Here is a 25034-nt window from a genome sequence, read left to right as displayed (position 1 = left end):
GCTCTGGCTCGGGAGGTCTGTGATTTCGCTGCCAGCCTAGCGCATGGGTCTCAAAATACACAACCTGTTGTTCGCCGGGCCGCCCGGCACCGGCAAGACCATGCTGGCCAGCCGGCTGCCGGGCATCCTGCCGCCGCTCACCGAGCAGGAGGCGCTGGAAGTGGCGGCGATCCGCTCGGTCAGCGGCCTGCCCCATGCCGCCGAGTGGGGCGTGCGCCCCTTTCGCGCCCCGCACCATACCGCCAGCGCCGTGGCCCTGGTCGGCGGCGGCTCGAAGCCGCGTCCCGGCGAGATCTCCCTGGCCCACCGGGGCGTGCTGTTCCTCGATGAGCTGCCGGAGTTCTCCCGCCACGTGCTGGAGGTGATGCGCGAGCCCATGGAGTCGGGGCAGATCCATATCGCCCGGGCCAACCACGAGCGACGCTTCCCCGCCGGCTTCCAGCTGGTCGCGGCGATGAATCCCTGCCCTTGCGGGCACCTTGGCGATCCGCGGCGCGCCTGCCACTGCACCGCGGCACAGATCCAGCGCTACCAGTCGCGGCTCTCCGGCCCGCTGCTCGATCGCATCGATCTCCAGGTGGAGGTGCCGGCGCTGGCGCCGGAGCAGCTGACTTCCCGGGAACCAGGTGAGGCCTCGGCGGCGGTGCGCGAGCGGGTGGTGGCGGCGCGGGCGAGGCAGGCGGCCCGCGGCGGGCTCAACGCCCGGCTGTCCGGGCGCGACCTGGAGGCGACCTGCGGCCTCGGGGCCGAGGATCGGGCCTGGCTCGCCGGCGTGCTGGAGCGGCTCAGGCTTTCGGCACGGGCCTATCATCGGGTGCTGCGGGTGGCCCTGACCCTGGCCGACCTGGCCGGGGAGGCGCGCCCCGGGCGCGACCAGCTGATCGAGGCGATCGGCTATCGGCAGCTCGACCGGCTGCTCAAGGGATGAGGCACGAGGGGGCGGTTGGCGATCAGAGCGCCGTGGCGTCGAGTGCGCCCTCGATCTCGCCGCGCCAGGCGGGCGCGGCGCGCCCGGTATGGTGCAGCACCAGGCTCAGGCGGTAGGGCAGCAGCTCGCGGTCCGAGAGGCGCAGCCGGGGGCCGGCGGCGCGCAGGTGGGTCTCCAGGCGCCACTGGTTGTCGTGGCCGCCCTCCGCCATGGCCGTTCGCCACGCCAGCACCTGGGGGCCGTCGTCGACCGCCAGCAGGGCGCGGGTCAGGCTCTCGAGCAGGCGCCCCTCGGCGAGCCCCAGGCGCGGATCGACCTCGGGGCGCGCCAGCAGCAGCACCTCATCGACCGCCGGGCGCGGCAGGGGCGGGGTCGCCGTGACCGCCTCGGCGGCCCGCTCGCTCAGGCCGAACAGGGCCTGGCGCACGCTGGTCGGCCCCTCCGGGGCCCCGGCGCAGCCGGCGAGCAGCAAGGAGACCATCCACAGCAACGACAGGCGCCTCATGGCAAGCGTGTCCCCGTCGGCGGTTCCTCGGCCGCGGCCAGCGTGGTGACGAAGCGGTCGAGCACCGTGAAGAGCTCGCGGCGAATCGGCTCGGCCTCGTTGACCAGGTGGTGGCGGGCCTCGGGGTGGCGATGGATCTCGGCCCGGGGAAACTTGCGCGCCAGCACCGAGAGATTCCACTCCCAGTCCACGGTCAGGTCCTGCTCGCCCTGCAGGATCAGCGTCGGCACCTGGCTCGGCGGCAGCGCCAGCAGCCGCGGCATCCAGCGGCGCATGGCGCCCACCCAGTCCATCGCCAGGCGGTCGGCCTGCAGGGGGTCGCCCTCGCGCAGGAAGTCGGCGAACTCGGCGTCCGTGGAGTTGGCGCGGAACTTGCGCGGGATCGACTCCACGAAGGGCCCCACCAGGCGGTGCAGCCAGCTCGACTGGTTCCAGCCCCAGGGGCGCACCAGCGGGGCCAGCAGCGCCAGCCCCGACCAGTGGCCGTCGTCGCCCCGGGTCAGGGCGTCGGTGGCGAGAATCGCCGCCCCGGTGCTCTGCCCGACGCCGAGCCAGGGGCGCGGCGCGAGCCCCTCGTCCGCGAGGTGCTGCTGCAGGTGGTGCAGGCAGCGGCCGTAGTCCTCGAAGTCATCGATGGAGGCGCGCCGGCCGCTGGAGAGGCCGTGGCCCGGGAGGTCCCAGAGCACCACCCGCCAGCCCCGGGCGAGCAGGCACTCCAGCAGGTGGCGGTAGAGGCCGAGATGATCGAAGTAGCCGTGCACGACGAAGGCGGTACCGATCGGGGCCTCGGGGCTCCAGACCTGGGTCCAGAGGCGAAAGTCGCCGGCCTGCAGGTAGCCCACGTAGAGCCCCACCCGCTCGGCGAGCAGGGGCGCCAGGCCGTAGTGGCCCAGGTAGCGCTCGAGCGTCTGACCGGAGAGGTCGGCGGGGGCGAGGGGCCCCAGGGCCTGCAGGGGGGTGAAGTCGCTCATCGGTTTCTCCGCAATGCTCGTTCATGCTAGCGCCAAGCCAGGGTCGGGACCAGCGGCGCCGTCGACGAGCGCCGTCGGGCGGTGGCCTGAGCTCATCATTTGGTCTAGCTTTCGGCCCGTCGGGGCGGCAATGGCTTTACATGTGGAAGCAATTTCCACAAAATCGATGCTACGCAGTCATCTTTCCCTGTCCGGCCGGTCGGTGCCAGGGGGCACCGAGCAGCCAAGCACGAGGAGTACGACCCATGACCCAACGCATTGCTCGCCACCGCCTCCAGGTGGCCGCCGAGCTGGACCGCTTCATCAACGAACAGGCCCTGCCGGGCACCGGCGTCGATCCCGACGCCTTCTGGAGCGGGGTCGACGCCCTCTTCCATGACCTGGCCCCGCAGAACCGCGAGCTGCTCGCCGAGCGCGACCGCCTGCAGGAGAAGCTCGACACCTGGCACCGCGAGAACCCCGGCCCGGTCCGCGACATGGCCGCCTACCGCGCCTTCCTCGAGGAGATCGGCTACCTCGTCAAGGCCCCGGCCAAGGTCAGCGTGACCACCGCCAACGTCGACGACGAGATCACCACCCAGGCCGGCCCGCAGCTGGTGGTGCCGGTCAACAACGCCCGCTACGCCCTGAACGCCGCCAACGCCCGCTGGGGCAGCCTCTACGACGCCCTCTACGGCACCGACGCCATCTCCGAGGAGGACGGCGCCGAGAAGGGTGCGAGCTTCAACCCGAAGCGCGCCGAGAAGGTCATCGCCTACGCCCGCGGCGTGCTCGACCGCGCCGCGCCGCTGGCCAGCGGCTCCCACGCCGACGCCGAGGGCTATGCCCTGCGCGACGGCAAGCTCGTCGTCTCCCTGAAGGGCGGCGGCGAGAGCGGCCTCGCGGATGTCGGCCAGCTGGTGGGCTTCGACGGCGAGGCCGCCTCGCCCTCCGCGCTGCTGCTGGCCCATCACGGCCTGCACCTGGAGATCCAGATCGACCCGAACGATGCCATCGGCAAGACCGACCCGGCCGGCGTCAAGGACGTGATCGTCGAGGCCGCGCTCAGCACCATCATGGACTGCGAGGACTCCGTGGCCGCGGTGGACGCCGAGGACAAGGTCGGCGTCTACGCGAGCTGGCTGGGGCTGATGAAGGGCGACCTCGAGGAGCAGGTCGAGAAGGGCGGCAAGACCATCACCCGTCGCCTCAAGGGCGACCGCACCTGGCAGGGCGTCAACGGAGGCAGCGTGACCCTGCCCGGCCGCTCGCTGATGTTCGTGCGCAACGTCGGCCACCTGATGACCACCCCGGCGGTGCTCGACACCGAGGGCAACGAGCTGCCCGAGGGCATCCTCGACGGCATCGTCACCTCGCTGATCGCCCTGCACGACCTCAAGAAGGACGAGGGCGAGCCGCGCAACTCGCGCACCGGCTCCATGTACATCGTCAAGCCGAAGATGCACGGGCCGAAGGAAGTCGCCTTCGCCAACACCCTGTTCGGCCGCATCGAGGACATCCTCGGCATGGCCCGCGACACCCTGAAGATGGGCATCATGGACGAGGAGCGCCGCACCTCGGCCAACCTCAAGGCGTGCATTGCCGAGGCGCCGTCGCGGGTGGTGTTCATCAACACCGGCTTCCTCGACCGCACCGGCGACGAGATGCACACCGCCATGGAAGCCGGCCCGATGATCCGCAAGGGCGACATGAAGGGCTCGGCCTGGATCCAGGCCTACGAGCAGAACAACGTCCAGGTCGGCCTGGCCTGCGGCCTGCGCGGCCGCGCCCAGATCGGCAAGGGCATGTGGGCCATGCCGGATCTGATGGCGGCGATGCTCGAGCAGAAGATCGGCCATCCCAAGGCCGGGGCCAACACCGCCTGGGTGCCGTCCCCGACCGCCGCGACCCTGCACGCCCTGCACTACCACCAGGTGGACGTGGCGGCCCTGCAGCGCGACATGGAAGGCCAGGGCGAGCCGGACCTGCTCGATGACCTGCTCACCATCCCGGTCGCCGAGACGCCCGAGTGGAGCGACGAGGAGATCCAGCAGGAGCTCGACAACAACTGCCAGGGCATCCTCGGCTACGTGGTGCGCTGGGTCGAGCACGGCGTGGGCTGCTCCAAGGTGCCGGACATCCACGACGTGGGCCTGATGGAGGATCGCGCCACCCTGCGGATCTCCAGCCAGCACATCGCCAACTGGCTGCGCCACGGCGTGGTCGATTCGGCTCGCGTCCAGGAGACCCTGGAGCGCATGGCCAAGGTGGTCGACCAGCAGAACGCCGGCGATCCGAGCTACACGGCGATGAGCGACGACTTCGCCGCCTCCACCGCCTTCCAGGCTGCCAGCGACCTGATCTTCAAGGGCTGCGAGCAGCCTGCCGGCTACACCGAGCCGCTCCTGCACCACTGGCGCGCGGTGCACAAGGCCAAGTAAGGCCGCCTGCCCCCGCCTCGACGACGCCCCCGCGGTCCTGCCGCGGGGGCGTTTTCGTGCGCGAGCGGCGTTGAGGCGCTCGACGTTCGGGGACTGTCGGTCGCGGGCGGGCTTCGCTATCGTGGAGGCCCATCCCCACCCCCTATCGTCGGGAGACGCGCCATGACCGTGATGACCGCCGCCGCCATCGAGGACTTCCTCGACGAGGTCTTTCCCCAGCGCACCGGGACGATCGAGGGGGTCGGCGAGATGCGCGCCACCATGAGCCTGGCCATCGAGGACGAGCACCTGCGCCCCGGCGCCAGCGTCTCCGGGCCCACCCTGATGGGCCTGGCCGACGTCTGCCTCTACGTGGCGATCCTCGCCCAGGTCGGCCCCGAGCCCATGGCTGTGACCAGCGACCTGCACTGCCGCTTCCTGCGCCGGCCCCGGGGCGATCGCGACATCATCGCCAACGCCCGGCTGCTCAAGCTGGGGCGTCGCCTGGCGGTGGGCGAGGTGCAGCTCTTCTCGGCGGGCGACGAGCGGCCGGTGGCGCTGGTCACCGCCACCTACGCGCTGCCGGACGGCGACTGATCAACCGGGGCGGGCACGCGCCACCGCCGCCGCCAGGGCCAGCCAGCCGGCGATCAGCAGCCCCCCGCCGAGCGGGGTGATCATGCCCAGGCGGCCGATGCCGGTCAGCGCCAGGGCGTAGAGCGAGCCCGAGAAGAGCCCCATGCCGGCCGCCCACAGGCCCAGCGCCAGGTGCTGGCCGGCCAGCGGCGTCGCGGCCCGCCAGGCCAGCACGGCGAGCAGCGCCAGGGTGTGCCAGGCCTGGTAGCGCACGCCGGTCTCGAAGGCGGCCGCCAGGCGCGGTGGAAGCGTTCCTTCAAGGGCGTGGGCGCCGAAGGCGCCGGCCACGACCACCAGGGCGCCCGAGAGGGCCGCCCCGAACCACCAGCCTCTGTCCTGCATGGGGGATCTCCTCGTGCTCTCCGGGGTGGCGTTTGGCCGCCCACCGTACCCCGGCGGCGCGTTAGCCGCTACAATGTCGGCCCCGAATCACCGTTGCCAACGAGTTCTCCCCAGCCCATGAGCGACCCGCGACACGACGACAAGACGACCGGCCCCGAGGGGCCCGAGGCCCCGCTGCATCGCCGCGGCATCAAGAGCTACGTGCTGCGCGCCGGGCGCATGACCCAGGCCCAGACCCGCGGGCTCGAGGAGGTCTGGCCGCGCCTGGGGCTGACGCTGGCCGACGGCCGCCAGGACCTCGCGGCGCTGTTCGGGCGCCGGGCGCCGGTGGTGCTGGAGATCGGCTTCGGCATGGGCGCCTCGCTGGTCGAGCAGGCCGAGCGCCACCCGGAGACCGACTTCATCGGCATAGAGGTGCACGCGCCGGGTGTCGGCAAGCTGCTCGACGAGGCCGACAAGCGCGGCCTGACCAACCTGCGGGTCTATCGCGAGGACGCCCTGGCCGTCCTCGAGCAGTGCCTGCCCGAGGCGAGCCTCGACACCCTGCAGCTGTTCTTCCCCGACCCCTGGCCGAAGAAGAAGCATCACAAGCGGCGCATCGTGCAGCCGGCCTTCGTCGAGCTGGTGCGCAGCCGCCTCAAGCCCGGCGGCACCCTGCACATGGCCACCGACTGGGAGGCCTACGCCGAGTGGATGGCCGAGGTGATGCAGGCGGCCCCGGGCTTCGCCAACACCGCCGATCCCGAGACGGCGCCCTACGTGCCGCGCCCCGAGTTCCGCCCGCTGACCAAGTTCGAGGCGCGCGGCGAGAAGCTCGGCCACGGCGTCTGGGACCTGATCTTCCGACGCGTCGACTGAGCCCTCACGCGCCCGCAGACGCCCCCGGCGATCCTTCGATCCCGGGGGCGTCCTGCGTTGGGCACGCGCAAAAAAACGCCGCCCGAGGGGGCGGCGACAAGAACCGTGACTAACAATGAGAGGGAGAAATCCTGACAGGCCACTGGCAGGGGACCTGTCCGGTCGTGGCGCCTCATCAACGCCACGCACTCAGAGTAATCATTCTCGTTTGCGTCGTCAATGCAAACAAGAAGTGTTTTCGTTAAAGGCCGGCGAACGGCGTATAGGCCTGCCTAGATCGTCCCGCCTCAGCCGACCAGTTTCAGCCACAGCGGCAGGGTCAGCATGGCCAGCAGCGTCTGGCCGGTGATCAGGGCCGCCATCAGCTCGGCGTCGCCGCCCAGCTGGCGCGCCAGGATGTAGGCCGAGGTGGCGGTGGGCAGGGCGGCGAAGAGCAGCGCCACGTCCCGGCTTACCGGGTCCAGGCCGAGCAGCAGGGCCAGGGCCAGCACCGCCGCGGGCATCAGCACGAGCTTGATCAGGTTGGCGACCCAGACGCCGCGATCTCGGCGCAGCAGCGCGGCGGGGCGCAGTGCCACGCCCACGGCCACCAGGCCCAGCGGCAGGGCGGCGCGGCCGAGCAGCTCCACGGTGGCCGTGCTCCAGCCGGGCAGGCCGACGCCTGTGAGGTTCAAGCCGATGCCGGTCAGGCAGGCGAGGATCAGCGGGTTGCGCGCCAGGGCGCCCAGGCTGCGCCCCAGGCTCGCCGTGCCGAGGGTGCCGGCGGCGATGAAGCTGACCACGCAGAGCACGTTGACCATCGGCACCAGCAGCGCCACGGCGACCGCCGCCACCGTGGTGCCGGCCGTGCCGTGCAGGGCCGCGGCGCCGGCCACGCCGACGTAGGTGTTGAAGCGCACCGCGCCCTGCAGGGTCGAGGTGAAGGCGGCGGGGGCGAGGCCGAGCCGCCGGCGCAGTCCCCACAACAGCAGGCCGAACAGCCCCAGGGCGCCGAGCAGCGCCAGGGCGAGCCGTGTCACGGGCACCTGACCGACGTCCGCCTCGGCGAGGGTCGAGACCAGCATGGCGGGAAACAGCAGGAAGTAGATCAGCCGCTCCAGCTGCGGCCAGAACTCGCCCCCCGGCTGGCGCCAGCGGCCGAGCCCGGCCCCCAGCAGGATCAGCAGGAACAGCGGCCCCAGTGCACTGCCTACGCCTTCCATGACACCTCCTCGTGGTCGTTCCCTGCGACATCCTCGCGCACTTCGCCGTCGGCAAATGCTGGTAAGCTTACCCGCATCCTGCCATCGATGGAGGCCCCGCGCTTCGCCATGCCCCCGCGTATCCCGTACTCGAGCGGCGCGGCGCGCCTGCCGCTGCTGCCGCTGCTGATCACCGTCACCCTGCTGACCCTCGCCGTGGCCCTCTGGTACCTGACCAGCTACAGCCTGCGCGACGAGGCCGAGGTGCGCTGGATGTCCCCGGCCACGGCCGCCTGCGACCCCTCGGCGGCGCCCTGCACCGCGCGGCTGGGCGGCGGCGCCGAACTGAGCCTGGCGGTGGTCACCGAGGGGCCGATCCGGCCCCTCGAGCGCCTGCCGCTGGAGGTGCGGGTCTCCGGCACGCCGGCCGAGGCGGTGCGGGTCGACTTCGTCGGCCGCGAGATGGACATGGGGCTGCATCGCTTTCCCCTCGCGGCCGAGGGCGAGGGAGTCTTTCGTGGCGTGGGGCAGGTCTCGATCTGCACCGAGGCGGTCATGCCCTGGCGGGCGAAGGTGATCGTGGACACCCCCCTTGGGCGTCTGGGAAGCTGGTTCGACTTCGAGGTGCAGAGGCGATGACGATGACGCGACGTGGCATCCGCTGGGGACTCTTCACGGCGCTGGCGATGCTGGTGGCGGTGGGCGTGGCCCTCTATCAGCAACAACCGTCGCCGGGCGAGGGCGAGCCCGAGGGGGGGCCGATCGAGCTGGCGTCGACCGAGGGCGACTTCTCGCTGCGCCAGCTCGAGGAGGATCAGCTGGCGGTGGTCTTCTTCGGCTACACCTGGTGCCCCGACGTCTGCCCCATGGGGCTCGCGGTGGTCCGCCAGGCGATGGCACGGCTGGAACCCGCGCAGCGTCGTCGGGTAGTGCCGCTGATGATCTCGCTGGATCCCGAGCGCGACACCCTGGCGCGGCTGGAGGAGTACCTGGCGTTCTTCGGCGAGGCCTTCATCGGCGCCACCGCCCCCCCGGAGGAGCTTGCGCCGCTCGCCGAGCGCTACGGGGTGGTCTGGCGCCGGGTGGAGACCCCGGATTCCGCCATGGCCTACACCATCGACCACAGTGCCTCGCTGTTCCTGGTCGACCGCGACGGCGAGATCCGGCGTCGCGTGCTGCACTCGCCCACCTCGGGCCCGCTCCAGGCGGCCCTGGAGCAGGCCCTGGCGGAGGGCTGACGACTCCACACTGGGACGACCCGGGCGCGCCGGTTCAGGGCGTCTCGGGTGCCGCCTGCAGGCGCTCGATCATGGCCATCAGCGCGCTGGTCTGGGTGCCCTCCCGCGTGTCGTGCAGCGGATCGAGCTGCCAGGCGCTCTCGGCGAAGCCCCACCAGTCCCAGCATCCCTGGGGGTTGGGCAGGCTGGTCTCCGCCTGGGGGTAGAGCACCACCCGTTCGTTGGCCGCGGCCCACTCGTTCAGGCCGCCGTGGCGCACGAAGGTCTCGCCGATCTGCTCTGCCCCCATGGCGCAGCCATGCAGCGCCACGGTGAGGTCGCAGCCCCCCGCCTCGCACTGCTCCGGCACGTAGAGGTAGCCGCGGTCGGCAAGCCCCCGGGCCTCGAAGTCCGCCTGGTCGAAGGCGATCAGCCGGCCGGCTCGATCCGGGGCTTCGGGCGGGGCGAGCTCGCCGTGCAGCCAGGCGAGCGCCTCGCCGGCGATGTCCCGGTCGCAGGCCAGCAGGTGCGTGGCCCCTCCCTGGCGGCAGTCCGCCAGCGCCTCCACGGGCGCCTGGGTGTCCGCCGCCACCGGCCAGCCGTGGCCGGCCTGCTCGCTCTCCACCAGATTCAGCTGCTCGTCGGGCGCGGCCAGCCAGCCGCGGAACTGCTCGGCGAGGGCCTGGCCCAGCGCCGGGGCCACGGTCTCATCCTCGCCGCCCTGCCAGATGAAGACCCGCAGGTCGGCGAGCGCCTCGGCCTCGCCGACCAGGTCGCGCTCGCGATAGTCGCGGTAGCGCTCCGCCAGGACGTTCAGGTCGGGCGGCCCCTTGTGGGTCCCCATGCACTGGCCCAGGGCCAGGCTCAGGGAACCCCGGGCGCAGGCCCAGGGGCCGGCGGCGAGGACGCCAAGCCCCTGGAAGCGCGCCGGCCAGGCCACCGCCAGCTGGGTGGCCATGTAGCCCCCCGAGGAGACGCCGATCACGCTGGTGGCGTCCGCGGCGAGGGCGAGGCGGGGCAGGGCGTCCGGCGTCTCCTCGGCGATGGCCGGGGCCGCCAGGCCGAGCCCCAGGCTCAGGCAGAGCCCGGTGGCCGGCAGGCCGAGGCGCATCGCGGCCGGATCACTCACCGGTGACGTCTAGAAGCTCGACCTTGAAGATCAGGGTCTCGTGGGGGCCGATGGGGCCCTGGCCCTGGGCGCCGTAGGCGAGCTCGGAGGGAATCACCACTTCCCAGGTGTCGCCCACGCTCATCAGCTGCAGGGCCTCCTGCCAGCCCTCGATGACCTGGCCGACCTGGAAGCTGACCGGCTCGCCGCGCTGGTAGGAGCTGTCGAAGACGGTGCCGTCGATCAGCGTGCCCTCGTAGTGGACCTGGACGGTGTCGCCGGCCTCGGGCGTGGCGCCGTCGCCGCTCTCCAGTTCGCGGTACTGCAGGCCGGAATCGGTGACCGTCACGCCCTCCTGCTCGGCGTTCTCGGCCAGGTAGGCCTCGCCCTCGGCGCGGTTGGCGGCGGCCTTTTGCTCGGCCTCGGCTTCGCGCGCGGCCATGGCCTGCTGCTGGAAGGCGGTCAGGGCCTCGGCCATCTGCTGGTCGCTCATCTCCAGCTCCTCGCCGCCGAAGACGTCGCGAATGGCCTGGGTGAAGGCGTCGATGTCGAGGTCCTCGACGTCCTGCTGGATGCTCTGGCCCAGGGTCACGCCGAGGCTGTAGCTCAGCTTCTCGTCCTCGGTTTCCGGAGCGGCCAGGGCCAGCGGGGCGGCAGTCAGCAGGGCCGCCAGGGAGGCGGTGGTCAGCAGTGTCTTCATGAAGCAACCTTGTGGTCCGGCGCCGTGGCGCCGTGAATGAATGGGTTACGCAAGGAATCCTTGGGACTCTAACAGCGCCGAACCGGTTCCGCATCCGTGAAGATGCCGGCCAACCGGTCCGCTGGCGCCGCGTGGCCGGAATCAGATGATCAGGGTGGGGCAGTGGGCGGAGCCCGCCACTCGCTGGGCGACGCTGCCCAGCAGCAGGCCCGCTTCGGCGTTGGTGCCCTGGGAGCCGATCACGATCAGGTCGCACTCGCGCTTGCGGGCGAAGCGCACGATGGTGCGCGACGGCCGGCCCCCCTTCACGAAGGAGCGTACCTTCTCGGCCGGTACCCCGAGCTCCACGGCCTGGGCCTTGGCATGCACGGCGATCTCGGTGGCGTACTCCTTGAGCACGTCGTCGGGGAGGTCCAGCTTCTCGGGCCGCACCATGGAGAGCGAGGCCTCGAGCAGGCTGTGGTGCTTGAAGACACACAGGATGTAGAGCTCGGCGCCAGTGAGCAGCTGAAGGCCCGCAGCTTTCTCCAGGGCTCTCAGGGCCCTCTTGGAGCCGTCTACCGGGACCAGTATGCGATTGAACATGATCGTCGTACTCCTCAGGCCAGGACGCGCGCCTTACCGGAAGGCCAGGTCGCGAAGGAAGAGGGCGATCTGCGGAAACATGATCAGCAGCGCCGCCGCCAGCACCAGGATCATGATAAAGGGCGGCGTGCCCTTGATCACGTCGAGGTAGGGCCGCTTGAAGATGGCGATCGCGGTGAAGATGTCGCAGCCGAAGGGCGGGGTCGCCGAGCCGATGGCCACCTGCAGGGTGATCAGGATGCCGACCAGCACAGGATCCAGGCCCGTGGCCTCGACGGCCGGGGCGAAGATCGGCGTCAGCACCAGGATCACCACGATGGGATCGACGAACATGCACGCCACGAAGAAGGCGATGCAGATGGCGATCAGCACGCCGGTGGGACCGGCCTCGTTGATGCCGGCGGCCTGCAGCAGCTCCTGGGGGATCTGGGCGAAGGAGATGATCCAGGAGAAGCCGTTGCCCACCGCCACCAGGATGAAGACCACCGCGGTGATCAGGCCGGTGGACTTGGCGATCCGGTAGATGTCCGGGATCTTCAGGGAGCGAAAGATCAGGAACTCCAGGAAGATGGCGTAGAGTACGCAGGCCGCCGCCGCCTCGGTGGGACTGAAGATGCCGCCGTAGATGCCGCCGACGATGATCACCGGGAAGCCAAGCGGCCACAGCGCCTGGCGCACCGCGGTGAAGCGTTCGCCCCAGCCGGACTTCGGCTCGGTGGGGACATTGCGCAGGGTGGCGTAGATCACGCAGTAGATGGAGAACATCAGCAGGATCAGCAACCCCGGGCCGATGCCGGCGATGAACAGCTCGCCGATGGAGGTGCCCGAGATAACGCCGTAGATGATCATGCCGATGCTCGGCGGGATCAGAAAGGCGATGTCGCTGGAGTTGATGATCAGCGCCAGGGTGAAGGAGTCCGAGTAGCCCGCCTTGAGCATCTTGGGGCGCAGCGGCGAGCCGACGGCCACCACGGTGGCCTGGGTGGAGCCCGATACCGCGCCGAACAGGGTGCAGGAGGCGGCGGTGCTGACCGCCAGCCCGCCCTTCACGTGGCCGATGAAGGACATCACCATGTTGATCAGGCGGTCGGCCGACTGCCCCCGCGTCATGATGTCCGCGGCGAGGATGAACATCGGCACCGCGATCAGCGAGGCCGGTCGGATGCCCGCCATCATTTGCTGGATCAGCGTATCCATCTGATCCAGGCCGTTGAACATCATGAAGAAACCAATGACCGCCGCGGTGATCAGCGGGATCATCATGGGAAAGCCCAGCAGCAGCAGGGCGATCATGGTGGTAACCATTATTGTCGTCATCGTGCGTTCCCCCGGGCGTACTGCCCTCCGTCAGACTTCCGTTTCCGTATCCTTGTAGCCGTCGAGCACGCCGGTCGACAGGTAGACGTCCCGCGACGTCAGGTTCTTGATCGCGGTGAGCAGGTACTGGATGCCGGTGATCAGGAAGCCGAGCGGTGCCCAGACGTAGATGATCCAGATCGGGAAGCCCAGTGCCGGCAGGATCCTGCCCTTGTCGTAGAGGTCCAGGATGTAGATGACCGAGTAATAGAGCAGGAAGAACATCACCAGCGAGGTGACCAGGGCGATGAAGATCATCAGCGCCTTGCGCCCGCCGACTGGCAGCGCATCGTAGATGGCTGACATGCGGATATGGCGGCCGTGCCGGGCGGCGTAGCCGATGCCGGCGAAGGTGATCATGATGATCAGGATGCGGTTGATCTCGCCGGAGAAGTAGATGCTGTCGCCGAACACGAAGCGCGCGATGACGTTGGCGATCGTGTTGAAGGCCATCAGCAGCACGCCGAGCGCAAGGATGACCGCCTCGAGCTTGCTGATGAAGGTGTCGATGGTGCCCAGAAAGCCCGGCAATCCCGAGCGGTAATGCTTTTCGGACTCTTCGGTCATGTCCGCGCTCCCTTTCAGCATGCGATGCGGGAAAAATGGGATTCCCTCAGGGCCAGCATACGCGTCGCGATCAGGCGCCGAGACCCGGGAGATCAACGCTGGGTGCACGCTCGCTCATGCCCGGGAATCCACGGCTCTGAAACAGCAGGGGGGTGGCCCGGGCAGGCCACCCCCCTGTTAGGGCGACGTCGGTTGCGGGTTACTCCGCGTCGTTGCTCACGGCCTCGAGATCGGCCTTGAACTGCTCGAGCAGCTCCTTGCCGCGCTCGCCGGTCATGTCGATGAACTCTTCCTCGACCTGGGGCGCACGCTCCTTGAAGGCCTGGATCTGCTCATCGTCGAGACGCGTCACGGTGACCTCGTCGGAAGCCGCCTGGATCTTCTCCAGCGACTCTTCGGCCAGGCCCTGGATGTGCTCGATGGTGTGGTCGTAGGCCGCTTCGGAGGCGGCGCGCACCAGCTCCTTGTCCTCGTCGGAGAGGTCCTCGAAGAAGTCCTGGTTGGCCATCATCGCGGTGGTGAACCAGCCGTGGCTGGTGAAGGTCAGGTGCGGCGACACCTCGTAGAGGCCGCCGGACTCGATCCAGAAGATCGGGTTTTCCTGGCCGTCGATGATGCCGGTCTGCAGGCCGCCGTAGACCTCGCCCCAGGGCAGCGGCGTCGGCGTGGCGCCGAAGGCGCTGTAGGTCTCGGCCAGCAGCGGATTGGTCATGGTACGGATCTTCTTGTTCTCGAAGTCCTCCGGCGAGGTGATCGGCTCGTCGGCGGTGACCACCATCTCGCCTTCCGGGTACATCTGCAGCAGCTCGAGGCCCTGCTCGGCGTAGAGCTTCGGGAACATCTCGTTGATGGCCTTGCTCTCGTCGAAGAACTCGAGCACCTGGTCCATGTCGGTGGGCATCAGATAGGGGATGAAGAAGATCTGTGCCTCGGGGATCAGCGCGCCGGTGAAGCCGGGAGACTGGTTGACGAACTGCAGGATGCCGTTCTGGGTCTGCTCCATGATGTCATCGGACTCACCGAGCTCACCGAAGCGGTAGATCTGCAGCGTGTGATCGGAGTTGGCCTCGATGTAATCCTTGAAGGCGACCGCGAAGACGTCCTGCACATCGCCTTCGTACTCTTCGTGAGCATAGCGCCAGTTGTCGGCCATCGCGGCGGAGGACATGCCAATCATCAGGGCGCCGATGCCGGCGCTCGTCAACAGTTTCTGTGACTTCATTCTTGTGATCCCTCTACAGGTTTGCCCGTGATGGAGTGATCCATCGGCGGGTGTCTGGTGAACATGGCATTCACGCAACTGAATTTCAGGCTAGCGTGGCCGCTATGAGGGGTCAAGCTGGCTTATTAGCATCTTAAGTTTAATAAGATGTGACGTTTCATGGAGATGAAAGCGCGCGGCGAGGTGCGCCAGCGGGTCGGGAGGCGGCGTGGGCAGCGGGCGGATGCCGGCCCCGCTCAGGGCCAGGCGCTGCAGGCGCGTGAGGGCCTCGCGCTCGGCCTGCAGCTCGGCCTGCTGGAGGGTGCGGCGCAGCGCGGCCACGCCCTTGTCCGTCCGGGCCTCGGCCTTGAGGGCCCGGCGCAGGCGGCGCAGCGGCGCCGTGACCTCATGCTGCCAGCGGCGCACGGCGTCGGGCGGGAGCTCGCAGGCCAGGCCGTGGCGATAGAGCCAGCAGTGCCAGAGCAGCTCGCAGACATCGACGCCGGCCTCGTCCTGCAGCGTCAGGCAGGCCGCCTCGACCCCGTCGCGCCCGTAGAGGGCCAGCGCAAACTCCCAGAGCGGGGCCTGGCGCAGACGGGCCCGCAGAGCGTCGGGCAATTGGGTAGAATCGTGGGTCATGACACGCTGTCGCCCCTGGGCGGCGGCCTCACCGACTGCCGAGTGGAGCCTGCATGATCGCACTGCGCCAAGTTTCCCTGCAACGCGGCACCCAGACCCTGCTGGAGGGGGCCGACCTGACCCTGCATGCCGGCCACAAGGCGGGGATCGTCGGGCCCAACGGCGCGGGCAAGTCCAGCCTGTTCAAGCTGCTGCTCGGCGAGCTGGCCCCGGACAAGGGCGAGGTCGAGATGAGCGGCGGGCAACGTATCGCCCACATGGATCAGGAGGTGGAGGCCCTGGAGCGCTCCATCGTCGACTACGTGCTCGACGGCGACCGCGAGCTGCGGCGCACCGAGGCGGCCCTCGAGCAGGCCCGCCAGCAGGGCGAGGCCCACCGCGAGGCCGAGCTGCACGGCGCCATCGAGGCGCTGGACGGCTACAGCGCCCCGGCCCGCGCCGCCCAGCTGCTGGTGGGGCTGGGCTTCGTCCAGGCCGACCTGGCGCGGCCGCTGTCGGCCTTCTCCGGCGGCTGGCGCATGCGCGTCAACCTGGCCCGCACCCTGTTCAAGCCCTCCGACCTGCTGCTGCTCGACGAGCCCACCAACCACCTGGACCTGGACGCCCTGCTGTGGCTCGAGCAGTGGCTCGCCCGCTATCCCGGCACCCTGCTGCTGATCTCCCACGACCGCGACTTCCTCGACGCCGTGTGCGACCACATCGTGCACTTCGATCGCCAGTCGCTGGTTCTGTATCGCGGCAACTACACCACCTTCGAGCGCACCCGCGCCGAGAAGCTGGCCCTGCAACAGGCCGAGGCCGCCAAGCAGCAGGCCCGCCGCGAGGAGATCGAGCGCTTCGTGGCGCGCTTTCGCGCCAAGGCGACCAAGGCGCGCGCCGCCCAGAGCCGCCTGAAGATGCTCGAGCGGATGGGCGACATCGCCGTGGCCCACGCCGACTCGCCCTTCCACTTCACCATCCCCTCGGCCGACAAGAGCTCCCACCCGCTACTGGTGCTCGACGAGGCCCGGCTCGGCTACCGTCACCCCGACGGCCAGGAGACGACGCAGCTCGACGACGTCAGGGTGACCCTGCTGCCGGGGCAGCGCATCGGCCTGCTGGGCCCCAACGGGGCCGGCAAGTCGACCCTGATCAAGTCGCTCACCGGCGACCTGCCGCTGCTGGCCGGGCGGCGGGTGCCCGGCGAGCACCTGGCGATCGGCTACTTCGCCCAGCACCAGCTGGAGGGGCTGGACCTCGCCTCCACGCCGTTCCAGCACGTGCAGCGCCTCTCGCCCACCGCGGCGGACCTGGACATCCGCAAGTTCCTGGGCGGCTTCGGCTTCCACGGCGACGACGTCTTCGCCGAGGTGGGACGCTTCTCCGGCGGCGAGAAGGCGCGCCTGGCGCTCGCCCTGGTTGCCTGGCAGAAGCCCAACCTGCTGCTGCTCGACGAGCCCACCAACCACCTCGACCTGGAGATGCGCGAGGCGCTCACCGAGGCGCTGGCGAGCTTCGAGGGCACGGTGATCATCGTCTCCCACGACCGCCACCTGCTGCGCGCCACCGTGGACGAGTTCTGGCGGGTGGCCGACCACGGCGTCACGCCCTTCGACGGCGACCTGGAGGACTACCGGACCTGGCTCAAGAACCGTCTGGAGGACGAGCGCCGCGAGGCCCGGGCCGACAAGGCCGAGCGCCAGGAGGCGGGGAGCGCGCCCCGGGAGGATCGCAAGGCGACGCGCCGGGCGGCGGCGGAGCTGCGCGAGAAGCTGCGTCCGCTCAAGCGCGACCGCGACCGGGCGGAGCAGGCCATGGAGAAGGTCCAGGCCGAGCTCGCCGGGGTCGAGGAGGGGCTCGGCGAGGCCGAGCTCTATACCGACCCGGCGCGCAAGGAGGAGCTCACCGAGCGCCTGGGGCGCCAGGGCGAGCTCAAGTCGCGGCTCGAGGCCCTGGAGCAGGCCTGGCTCGACGCCGAGGAGGCGCTGGAGGCCGCCGAGGCGGAGCTCAACGGCGCCTGAACAAAGCTATCGCAGTGACCAGGCACCGGGGCGCTGAGGACAAGTCGAAGAGGAGGTCCTGCGCCAGGGATGGCGTCGGTAGCGCCCAAGGAGGGGTTCACAGCGCCTCCGGAAGGCCGGCCCCGCTCGCAGGCTTGTCGCCAGGTCAGCTCGGAGCTACCGATCTGTAAAGCTATCTGCGATGGCCTTGGGCGCCTGAACGCGGGGGTTGCGCGTAAGAATCAGCCCTCCAGCAGGAAGGTGACCGGCCCGTCGTTGATCAGCGAGACCTGCATGTCGGCGGCGAACTCGCCGCTTTCCACCGTCGGCCAGGCCGCTCGGGCCCGCTCGAGCAGGTAGTGGAAGAGGCGCTCACCCTCGGCGGGCGGGGCGGCGCTGGAGAAGCTGGGCCTGAGCCCCTTGCGGGTGTCGGCGGCCAGGGTGAACTGGGAGACCAGCAGCAGTCCGCCCTCGGCCTGCTGCAGGTTCAGGTTCATCTTGCCCTCGGCGTCGGCGAAGACCCGATAGTGCAGCAGCTTGTGCAGCAGTCGGTCCGCCGCGGCCTCGTCGTCGCCCTTCTCGACGCCCACCAGGGCCAGCAGCCCCGGGCCGATGGCGCCCACTTCACGCTCCTCCACTTCCACGCTGGCGCGTCGCACGCGCTGGATCAGGGCCTTCATCGGGCGGGCTCTCCTTGCTGATGTCTCGGGCGACCAAGCCTAGCACGAGCGCCGCCGCGAGGGCCGCCCTCAGCGGCCCAGCAGGTCGTCCCGGAAGTCGTCGCCCAGCGGGTCGTCGCCCAGCCAGATGCCGAACAGCGCGTTGGCGAGCGCCGGGTCGCCTCCCGAGTAGAGGGTCTCGCCGTTCAAGGCGAGGGTCAGGGCGTCGCCGTCCCAGCCCAGGGCATAGCGGTCGCCGGGGCGCACGTCGCGGTAGCGGCCGTTGAAGGCAGAGAGGCTCGGCGCGAGGCGGGCGAACTCGTCGCCCGGCAGGGCCTTCTTGACCCTCTCGCGGGTCACCTCGGCGAAGTCGCCGGCCTCGATGGCGTGGAAGTACTCGAGCTCCAGGCGGCGCGGCACGTCGGATTGCGGGGCCGGCCGGGGGTAGCCGGCGGCCTGGTAGTAGGCGCCGGCATAGGCGTCCCAGATCATGTAGCGGAAGAGGCCGTGGCCGATGCGCTCGTAGCGGCGCTCGCCGACTTCCAGGGCGGCGGGGAAACGGGCGCCCTCGATCACGACGGCGCCCGGCGCGGACGAGGCGGTGGCGGCGGCGGGCAGCGCGGCGGTGAGGGCCGCGAGCAGCAGGAGGGCGCGGGTAGGCGACAGCGACATGGGAAGAACCTCGCAGGACGGAGCATGTCCTCGTACGGACAGCGAAGTCTCGTAAAGGTTCTGTACAGCTTGTGCCGGCCCGCTACCAGGAGCGACAGAGCATGATGTCGCAGTGGGGCTCGGAGAGCAGGCGCTCGGTGATCTGGCTCTGGCGGCCCAGCTGCCCGCGGCTGCCCAGGGCGAGCAGGTCCGGCGGCTGGCGGCGCAGGCGCGTCATCAGCACCTCCAGGGGGTCGCCCTGCTCGAGCACCAGTTCGAGCTCCGGCACGTCGTCGAGCTCGCCCATCAGCTGCTCGGTCTCGCGCTCGAGCTGGGTGCGCAGCCGCTCCACCTCGCGGTCGCGCCAGCGGGCGAAGTCGCCGTTCGAGCCGAGCTCGCGCTCGCCGGGGATGTCCCAGGCGTGCAGCAGGGTCAGCCGCGCCTCGGGGAAGCGCTTGAGGGTCTCGCGCAGGGTGTGCCGCGAGGTCAGCGAGAAGTCCACCGGCACCAGGATGTCGTGCCACGCCTGGGTCGCCAGGTGGCTGACCGAGAGCACCGGGCAGGGGGCGCTGCGCAGCACCCGGGCGAGGGTGGTGCCGGCCACCAGGTCGGGCTGCCCGCGCTTGCGATGGGCGCCGAGGATGATCATGTCGGCCTGGCGCTCGTGGGCCTCGCGGATGATCTCGGCATAGGGGGCGCCGGCCATGGTCTGGATCAGGCTCTGGGGCTCGGGCAGCGCATAGTCCTCACGCAGGTCGGTGAGGGTGGCGCGGAGGTCCGCCACCACGGCCTCCTCCAGGTCGTGGAGGACACGGCGCGGCAGGTAGGGGTCGAGCACATGGATGATGTCGAGGCGGGCGCCGCTCTCCACCGCGAGGCGCACGGCGCGGGCGAAGGCGGCGCGGTTCTCGGCGGAGAGGTCGCTGGCGAACAGCAGGGTCTGGCTCATGATGACTCCCTCCCGGGCAGGAAGATCTCGAGGGCACCGCTCTCAGCATGGGTGGCCCGGGGGGAGGGCGCAAGGCCGCCCGCCTACCACCAGGCGTGGAAGTGGTGCACCGGGCCGTGTCCCTGTCCCACCGCGAGGCGATGGCTATGCTCGAGCGCCTCAGACAGCCAGGCCTTGGCGGCGGCCACCGCCTCGGGCAGGGCGTCGCCCAGGGCCAGCCGCGCGGTGATCGCCGAGGAGAGCGTGCAGCCGGTGCCGTGCAGGTTGCCGGTGGCGATGCGCGGGCCCTCCAGCCACTCGAGGCGGTCGGCCGTGATCAGCAGGTCCGGGCAGGCCTCGCCGCGCAGGTGGCCGCCCTTGAGCAGCACCGCCCCGGCGCTCAGCTCGCGCAGGGCCGGGGCCATCGCCTGCATGCCAGCGCGGTCCGTGGGCATCGGGCAATCGAGCAGCACCGCCGCCTCCGGCAGGTTCGGGGTAATCAGGTCGGCCATCGGCACCAGCACGTCGCGCACCGCAGCGATGCCGGCGTTGTCGACCAGGGTGTCGCCGCTCTTGGCCACCATCACCGGGTCGAGCACCACCCAGCGCGGCCGCTGGGCGGAAAGGCCCTCACGGATCACCTCGGCCACCGGGCGGCTGGCCACCATGCCGACCTTCACCGCGTCGATGGCGATGTCGTCGAGCAGGGTGTCGAGCTGGGTGGCGATGAAGTCGGCCGGCACCGGATGCACACCGGTGACGCCGCGGGTGTTCTGCGCGGTCAGCGCGGTGATCACGCTGGTACCATAGCTGCCCAGGGCCGAGAAGGTCTTGAGGTCGGCCTGAATGCCGGCGCCGCCGGAAGGGTCGGAGCCGGCGATGGTCAGGGTATTGGGGATCGAACGGGGGGTGGCCATCAGCGTCTTGTCATTGCTTTGTAAGGGGACTGATAGCCTACTGCAGGGAGGGGGCGCGGTGCCATGCTGATGCTGTTCCTGGTGGCGCTGGCCAGCGCCACCCTGCTGCCTGGCGGCTCCGAGGTGTGGCTGGCGCGGCTCTGGTGCCAGGGCGAGCCGGGGTGGTGGCTGTGGGGCGTGGCGAGCGTCGGCAACACCCTGGGCAGCCTCGTCAACGTGGGCCTGGGGCGCTATGCCCGCCACTTCCAGGAGCGCCGCTGGTTTCCGGTCTCGCGGGGCGGGCTCGAGCGCGCCGAGCGCTGGTACCTGCGCTTCGGCGAGTGGAGCCTCTTGGCCTCCTGGGCGCCGATCATCGGCGACCCGCTCACCGTGCTGGCCGGGATCCTGCGCCTGCCTTGGTGGCGGGCGATCCTGCTGATCACGGTGGCCAAGGGCGCCCGCTACGCCCTGGTGCTGTGGCTCGCCGAGGCCTGGCTGGCGCCGCTCTGCGCGTAAGCGCGGCCGGTGATGCGCCCGCCAACGACGAGGGGCCGCCCGCAGGCGGCCCCTCGAGGGCGTGGCAGCGGCGTGCCTACTCGCTGGTGGTGTCGCCCTCGGGGTTGCGGGCGTTGTAGTAGGCCTGCTCGGAGATGGCGTGATAGTTCACGACCTTGTCCTGGAAGGCCTGGTAGGAGTCGTAGATCTTCTGGGCCATCTCGCTCGACTCGGCGAGTTCGGCGACCACGTCGGCGGAGTGCTCCTTGGCCTGGGCCAGCACGTCGGCCGGCAGGCGGCGCAGCTCCACCTCGTGCTCGTTGACCAGGGTCTCGAGGGCATCGTTGTTGCGCGCGGTGTACTCATCGAGCACGTCGGCGTTCACGTCGCGCACGGCAGTGCGCAGGATCGCCTGCAGGTCGGCGGGCAGCGACGCCATGGCCTCCTCGTTGACGATCGCCTCGAACATCACCGTCGGCTCGTGCCAGCCGGGATAGTAGTAGTACTCGGCGGCCTGGTGCAGGCCGAAGGCGAGGTCGTTGTAGGGGCCGATCCACTCGGTGGCGTCGATGGCGCCGGACTGCAGGGAGGTGAAGATCTCGCCGCCCGGCATGTTGACGATGGCCACGCCCATGCGCTGCATCACCTCGCCGCCGAGGCCCGGCATGCGCATCTTCAGGCCGTCCAGGTCGTCGACGGAGTTGATCTCGCGGTTGAACCAGCCGCCCATCTGCACGCCCGAGGCGCCGGCGGCCATCACGTCGACGCCGAAGTCGTCATACAGCTCGTTCCACAGCGCCAGGCCGTCGCCATGGTGCAGCCAGGCGTTCATCTCCTGGGCGTTCATGCCGAAGGGCACGGCGGCGAAGAACTGCGCGGCCGGCGCCTTGCCCTTCCAGTAGTAGGAGGCGGAGTGGCCCAGCTCGGCGGTGCCGCCGGAAACGGCGTCGAAGACCTCGAAGCCCGGCACCAGCTGACCGGCCCCGAATACCTCGATGGTCAGGCGACCGTCGGACATCTCCTCGACCAGCTCGGCGAGGCGCTCCGGCCCCTGGCCCACGCCGGGGAAGTTCTTCGGCCAGGAGGTGACCATCTTCCACTCGAAGGTCTCCTGGGCCTGGGCGGTGCCCGCGGCCAGCATCAGGCCGGCGGCGCCGACGGCGATGGCGAGTGCTTTGGGTTGCATGTGATTCCCTCTCATTGTGTGCGTTGTGGGGGAGTGGTCCGCGTCGGACCGGTCGGCCGGGAGGGCAGCCGCCCTCCCGGTGACGTTCGCGTCACTATACCCGGCCGCCGGGGCGGCCGATTCCACGCTCTGCCTAGAACTGGTTCGGCAGCCAGGTGGCGAGGCCCGGGAAGAAGGCCAGGGCCAGCAGCATGGCCAGCTGCAGCGCGATGAACGGCATCACGCCCTTGTAGATCGCCGTGGTGGGCACCGACTCCGGCGCCACCCCGCGCAGATAGAAGAGCGCGAAGCCGAAGGGCGGCGTCAGGAAGGAGGTCTGCAGGTTGATGGCGATCATGATGCCGAGCCAGATGGGGTCGAGGCCCATGGCCAGCAGGATCGGCCCGACGATCGGCACCACCACGAAGGTGATCTCGATGAAGTCGAGGATGAAGCCGAGCAGGAAGATCACCAGCATCACGATCAGCGTCGCGCCGACCACGCCGCCGGGCATGTTGTCGAACAGGTCGGTGACCAGCTCCTCGCCGCCGTAGGCGCGAAACACCAGCGAGAAGAGCGCCGCACCGATCAGGATCAAGAACACCATGGTGGTGACGTGGGTGGTGGAGCGCAGCACCTCCTTGAGGGTGGCGAGGTCCAGGCGGCGATAGGCCAGGGCCAGCATCAGCGCGCCGAAGGCGCCCACCGCCGAGGCCTCGGTGGGGGTGGCGAAGCCGCCGAGGATCGAGCCGAGCACCACCACGATCAGCACGATGGGCGGCACCAGCCCCTTGAGCAGCAGCAGGCCGAGGCCGCCCTCGTGGCCGAGCTCCTCCATCAGGTCGCGTCGGTCGACGGCCGGCGCGGCGCTGGGCTTCCACCAGGCGACCAAGGCGACGTAGACGATGTAGAACACCACCAGCACCAGGCCAGGCACCAGCGCGCCCATGAACAGGTCGCCCACCGAGACCGTCTTGGGGCTGAAGATGCCCATCGAGAGCTGGGCCTGCTGGTAGGCGGAGGAGAGCACGTCGCCCAGCAGCACCAGGGCGATGGAGGGCGGGATGATCTGGCCCAGGGTGCCGGTGGCGCAGATGGTACCGGTGGCCAGCGGCATGCTGTAGCCGCGCTTGAGCATGGTCGGCAGGGACATCAGGCCCATGGTCACCACGGTGGCGCCGACGATGCCGGTGGAGGCGGCCAGCAGCATGCCGACCAGGGTCACCGAGATGCCCAAGCCCCCGCGCAGCGAGCCGAACAGCAGCGCCATGGCCTCGAGCAGGGTCTCGGCGACCTTGGACTTCTCCAGCAGCACGCCCATCAGCACGAACAGTGGCACCGCCAGCAGCGTCTGGTTGGTCATGATGCCGTAGAGGCGGTTGGGGAAGGCGCTCAGGTAGCCGGCATCGAAGTGGGCGTCGATGCCCAGGGTCTCGAGCCCGAGGCCCAGCCCGGCGAAGGCCAGGGCGGTGCCGGCCAGCGACAGCGCGACCGGGTAGCCGGCCATCAGCACCAGGCAGATGACGACGAAGAGGATCAGCGGCATGAACTCCAGCATTACAGGTGCTCCTCGTGGGGCTCGTCGTCATGGGTGGCGGCCAGGCGCCCGGTCAGCACGTAGACATTCTTCACCGCCTCGACCAGGGCCTGGAGGATCATCAGGCCGGCGAACAGCGGGATCAGCGTCTTGAGCAGGAAGACCCCGGGAATGCCGCCGGAGTCGGGCGAGCCCTCGAGGATCGCCCAGGACTTGCCGACGTAGCCCAGGCTCGAGAGGATCACGAAGCCCGTCACCGGCAGCAGCAGGAAGAGGGTGCCGGCGAGGTCGACCAGCGCCTTGCGCTTCGGCGTCATCGCCCGGTAGAAGATGTCCACCCGCACGTGGCCGTCGTGCTTGAGGGTGTAGCCCGCGGCCAGCAGGAACACCGTGGCGTGCAGGTACATCACCGACTCCTGCATGGGGATGCTGTTGACGCTGAAGGCGTAGCGCAGCACCACGATCAGGAACTGGATGAGCATCATCAGAAGGATCAGCCAGGAGAGGCTGGTGCCGAGCCGCTCCGAGGCGCGGTCGAGCCAGGCGATGAAGCCCGGCAACTCGCGGGATTGGGCCATGAGGGGTCTCGCTGTGTCGAACGGGGCGTGGAAAGGGGGCGGATGGTCGCACACCCGAGACGTGCTGACCGCCGCGGTCTCCAACGCTGACTATACGTTACCGACCCGCTCGGCGTCAGTGGCGCCGGCGCTCGCCGTTCGGCCGGCCGACGGCCAGGCAGCTGGCCAGGCAGGCGTCGGGCAGCCGCACGTCCACAGCGATCGGCAGATGATCCGAGAAGAGGTGCTCGAGCACCCGCACCTCGTCCGCGTGGAGGGAGTCGGAGAGCAGGATGTGGTCCAGGGCGCGGCGCGGCTGCCAGGAAGGGTAGCTGAGCGGCGGGCGCACCGGGTGCAGCGGCAGCGAGGCGCGGAAGCGCTCGTGGCCGTGCAGCTGGTCCGGGGTGCAGTTGAGGTCGCCCATCACCACCACGTGGCGCAGCGGGCGGATGATCTCGCTGAGGTAGTCGAGCTGGCGCACCCGGCCGCGGTGGCTGAGCGCCAGGTGGGCGACGAACAGGTGCAGGGCGTCGGCCCCCTCGCCGTAGCGGACGTGGATGGCCCCGCGGCCGGGCAGGGTGCCGGGCAGGCGGTGCTCCTCGATGCGCGACGGCGTCAGTCGCGAGAGCAGCCCGTTGCTGTGCTGGGCGATGCGGCCCAGGTTGCGGTTGAGCTGCTGGAAATGGTGGGGAAAGCCGGCATGGGTGGCGAGGTACTCCACCTGGTTGATGTGGCTCGAGCGGAAGCTCCCGCCATCGGCCTCCTGGAGGCCGACGATGTCGAAGCGGCTGAGCACCTCGCCGATCATGTTGAGACGCTGCAGCCGTTTCGGGTGGGGCAGCAGGTGCTGCCAGCTGCGTGTCAGGTAGTGGTGGTAGGCCGAGGTCTGGATGCCCACCTGCAGGTTGAAGGTGAGCAGCTTCAGGTGGCCGCCGTCGAGCAGCGGTGTCCTTGCCTCGGCCAGCTGGGTCATC

At 70.1% G+C, this 25034-nt stretch carries 26 protein-coding genes and 1 pseudogene; 8 read left to right on the top strand and 19 right to left on the bottom strand.

Translation table 11 applies throughout. From position 1 onward, the window contains the following. Positions 1-58: 58 nt before the first annotated feature. Positions 59-928: pseudogene (locus tag C9F13_RS09975) on the top strand (YifB family Mg chelatase-like AAA ATPase); the annotation flags it as partial. 22 nt (positions 929-950) lie between these two features. Here C9F13_RS09975 and C9F13_RS09970 read toward each other — a convergent pair. After that, positions 951-1433, bottom strand: a complete 483-nt coding sequence (locus C9F13_RS09970; protein WP_108446122.1) for a hypothetical protein — start codon at positions 1431-1433, stop codon at positions 951-953. Further along, positions 1430-2404 carry an alpha/beta hydrolase gene (locus C9F13_RS09965; RefSeq protein WP_108446121.1) on the bottom strand — a complete coding sequence of 325 codons (975 nt, stop codon included), beginning with the start codon at positions 2402-2404 and terminating at the stop codon, positions 1430-1432. The genes C9F13_RS09970 and C9F13_RS09965 overlap by 4 nt, the downstream gene beginning before the upstream one ends. Positions 2405-2649: 245 nt before the next feature. Here C9F13_RS09965 and C9F13_RS09960 point away from each other — a divergent pair, with 245 nt between their 5' ends. Continuing rightward, positions 2650-4824, top strand: a complete 2175-nt coding sequence (locus C9F13_RS09960) for a malate synthase G (protein ID WP_108446120.1) — start codon at positions 2650-2652, stop codon at positions 4822-4824. A gap of 162 nt (positions 4825-4986) precedes the next feature. Beyond that, complete coding sequence (locus C9F13_RS09955; RefSeq protein ID WP_108446119.1) at positions 4987-5400, top strand: PaaI family thioesterase; 414 nt, start codon at positions 4987-4989, stop codon at positions 5398-5400. On the opposite strand, the gene C9F13_RS09950 is transcribed toward C9F13_RS09955, so the two are convergent. After that, positions 5401-5781 (bottom strand): DUF423 domain-containing protein, encoded by a 381-nt coding sequence (locus C9F13_RS09950; RefSeq protein ID WP_108446118.1) that lies wholly within the window; start codon positions 5779-5781, stop codon positions 5401-5403. Positions 5782-5898: 117 nt separating this feature from the next. On the opposite strand from C9F13_RS09950, the gene trmB reads away from it, so the two are divergent. After that, positions 5899-6639, top strand: a complete 741-nt coding sequence (gene trmB, locus C9F13_RS09945) for a tRNA (guanosine(46)-N7)-methyltransferase TrmB (protein WP_108446117.1) — start codon at positions 5899-5901, stop codon at positions 6637-6639. Positions 6640-6926: 287 nt separating this feature from the next. Here trmB and C9F13_RS09940 read toward each other — a convergent pair whose 3' ends face one another. Further along, complete coding sequence (locus C9F13_RS09940; protein ID WP_108446116.1) at positions 6927-7841, bottom strand: AEC family transporter; 915 nt, start codon at positions 7839-7841, stop codon at positions 6927-6929. Positions 7842-7949: 108 nt separating this feature from the next. On the opposite strand from C9F13_RS09940, the gene C9F13_RS09935 reads away from it, so the two are divergent. Continuing rightward, positions 7950-8459 carry a hypothetical protein gene (locus tag C9F13_RS09935; protein WP_108446429.1) on the top strand — a complete coding sequence of 170 codons (510 nt, stop codon included), beginning with the start codon at positions 7950-7952 and terminating at the stop codon, positions 8457-8459. 2 nt (positions 8460-8461) lie between these two features. Further along, positions 8462-9058, top strand: coding sequence for an SCO family protein (locus tag C9F13_RS09930; RefSeq protein WP_108446115.1), 597 nt, complete (start codon positions 8462-8464; stop codon positions 9056-9058). Positions 9059-9092: 34 nt separating this feature from the next. Here C9F13_RS09930 and C9F13_RS09925 read toward each other — a convergent pair whose 3' ends face one another. The 7 genes from C9F13_RS09925 to C9F13_RS09895 form a co-directional block, all read right to left on the bottom strand. Beyond that, on the bottom strand, positions 9093-10166 hold the full coding sequence (locus C9F13_RS09925; RefSeq protein ID WP_245888752.1) for an alpha/beta hydrolase family protein: 1074 nt from the start codon (positions 10164-10166) through the stop codon (positions 9093-9095). Then, positions 10159-10845 carry a BamJ family beta-barrel-assembly machinery protein gene (bamJ, locus tag C9F13_RS09920; RefSeq protein ID WP_108446113.1) on the bottom strand — a complete coding sequence of 229 codons (687 nt, stop codon included), beginning with the start codon at positions 10843-10845 and terminating at the stop codon, positions 10159-10161. The genes C9F13_RS09925 and bamJ overlap by 8 nt, the downstream gene beginning before the upstream one ends. A gap of 141 nt (positions 10846-10986) precedes the next feature. Then, positions 10987-11430, bottom strand: a complete 444-nt coding sequence (locus C9F13_RS09915; protein ID WP_108446112.1) for a universal stress protein — start codon at positions 11428-11430, stop codon at positions 10987-10989. Positions 11431-11463: 33 nt separating this feature from the next. Next, on the bottom strand, positions 11464-12747 hold the full coding sequence (locus C9F13_RS09910; RefSeq protein ID WP_108446111.1) for a TRAP transporter large permease: 1284 nt from the start codon (positions 12745-12747) through the stop codon (positions 11464-11466). Positions 12748-12777: 30 nt separating this feature from the next. Then, positions 12778-13353, bottom strand: coding sequence for a TRAP transporter small permease (locus tag C9F13_RS09905; RefSeq protein WP_108446110.1), 576 nt, complete (start codon positions 13351-13353; stop codon positions 12778-12780). Between the two features lie 199 nt (positions 13354-13552). Then, positions 13553-14575 (bottom strand): TRAP transporter substrate-binding protein, encoded by a 1023-nt coding sequence (locus C9F13_RS09900; protein WP_108446109.1) that lies wholly within the window; start codon positions 14573-14575, stop codon positions 13553-13555. 102 nt (positions 14576-14677) lie between these two features. After that, positions 14678-15193 (bottom strand): TIGR02444 family protein, encoded by a 516-nt coding sequence (locus C9F13_RS09895; protein WP_108446108.1) that lies wholly within the window; start codon positions 15191-15193, stop codon positions 14678-14680. Between the two features lie 53 nt (positions 15194-15246). Here C9F13_RS09895 and C9F13_RS09890 point away from each other — a divergent pair, with 53 nt between their 5' ends. Continuing rightward, the gene (locus C9F13_RS09890; protein WP_108446107.1) at positions 15247-17193 is read left to right on the top strand and encodes an ATP-binding cassette domain-containing protein; all 1947 of its coding nucleotides are present in this window, start codon (positions 15247-15249) and stop codon (positions 17191-17193) included. Between the two features lie 221 nt (positions 17194-17414). On the opposite strand, the gene dtd is transcribed toward C9F13_RS09890, so the two are convergent. The 4 genes from dtd to thiD all read right to left on the bottom strand — a co-directional run bounded on the left by dtd (position 17415) and on the right by thiD (position 20327). Beyond that, positions 17415-17852 carry a D-aminoacyl-tRNA deacylase gene (gene dtd, locus C9F13_RS09885; protein WP_108446106.1) on the bottom strand — a complete coding sequence of 146 codons (438 nt, stop codon included), beginning with the start codon at positions 17850-17852 and terminating at the stop codon, positions 17415-17417. Positions 17853-17921: 69 nt separating this feature from the next. Next, the gene (locus C9F13_RS09880) at positions 17922-18503 is read right to left on the bottom strand and encodes a chalcone isomerase family protein (RefSeq protein ID WP_108446105.1); all 582 of its coding nucleotides are present in this window, start codon (positions 18501-18503) and stop codon (positions 17922-17924) included. A gap of 82 nt (positions 18504-18585) precedes the next feature. Next, positions 18586-19431, bottom strand: a complete 846-nt coding sequence (locus C9F13_RS09875) for a universal stress protein (RefSeq protein ID WP_108446104.1) — start codon at positions 19429-19431, stop codon at positions 18586-18588. An 83-nt stretch (positions 19432-19514) separates the two neighbouring features. Next, positions 19515-20327: a bifunctional hydroxymethylpyrimidine kinase/phosphomethylpyrimidine kinase gene (gene thiD, locus C9F13_RS09870; RefSeq protein ID WP_108446103.1), complete on the bottom strand. Its 813-nt coding sequence runs from the start codon at positions 20325-20327 to the stop codon at positions 19515-19517. Positions 20328-20390: 63 nt separating this feature from the next. Between thiD and C9F13_RS09865 the strand changes: the two genes are divergently transcribed. Further along, entirely contained in the window at positions 20391-20822 is a 432-nt protein-coding gene (locus tag C9F13_RS09865; protein WP_108446102.1) for a YqaA family protein, read from the top strand. A 76-nt stretch (positions 20823-20898) separates the two neighbouring features. Here the strand turns inward: C9F13_RS09865 and C9F13_RS09860 are convergent, their stop codons facing one another. From C9F13_RS09860 to C9F13_RS09845, 4 genes are all read right to left on the bottom strand, one after another. Then, positions 20899-21987, bottom strand: coding sequence for a TRAP transporter substrate-binding protein (locus C9F13_RS09860; RefSeq protein ID WP_108446101.1), 1089 nt, complete (start codon positions 21985-21987; stop codon positions 20899-20901). A 133-nt stretch (positions 21988-22120) separates the two neighbouring features. After that, positions 22121-23524: a TRAP transporter large permease gene (locus C9F13_RS09855; protein ID WP_108446100.1), complete on the bottom strand. Its 1404-nt coding sequence runs from the start codon at positions 23522-23524 to the stop codon at positions 22121-22123. Next, positions 23524-24081, bottom strand: coding sequence for a TRAP transporter small permease subunit (locus C9F13_RS09850; RefSeq protein ID WP_108446099.1), 558 nt, complete (start codon positions 24079-24081; stop codon positions 23524-23526). Before C9F13_RS09850 ends, C9F13_RS09855 begins: the two co-directional genes overlap by 1 nt. Before the next feature lie 115 nt (positions 24082-24196). Further along, complete coding sequence (locus C9F13_RS09845) at positions 24197-25033, bottom strand: endonuclease/exonuclease/phosphatase family protein (RefSeq protein ID WP_108446098.1); 837 nt, start codon at positions 25031-25033, stop codon at positions 24197-24199. Position 25034: the final 1 nt, after the last annotated feature.

It is taken from the genome of Halomonas denitrificans (assembly GCF_003056305.1).
Lineage (GTDB): Bacteria > Pseudomonadota > Gammaproteobacteria > Pseudomonadales > Halomonadaceae > Halomonas > Halomonas denitrificans.
Note: the sequence above shows the minus strand (reverse complement) of the source record. Positions and strands in the feature narration are given on the sequence as shown.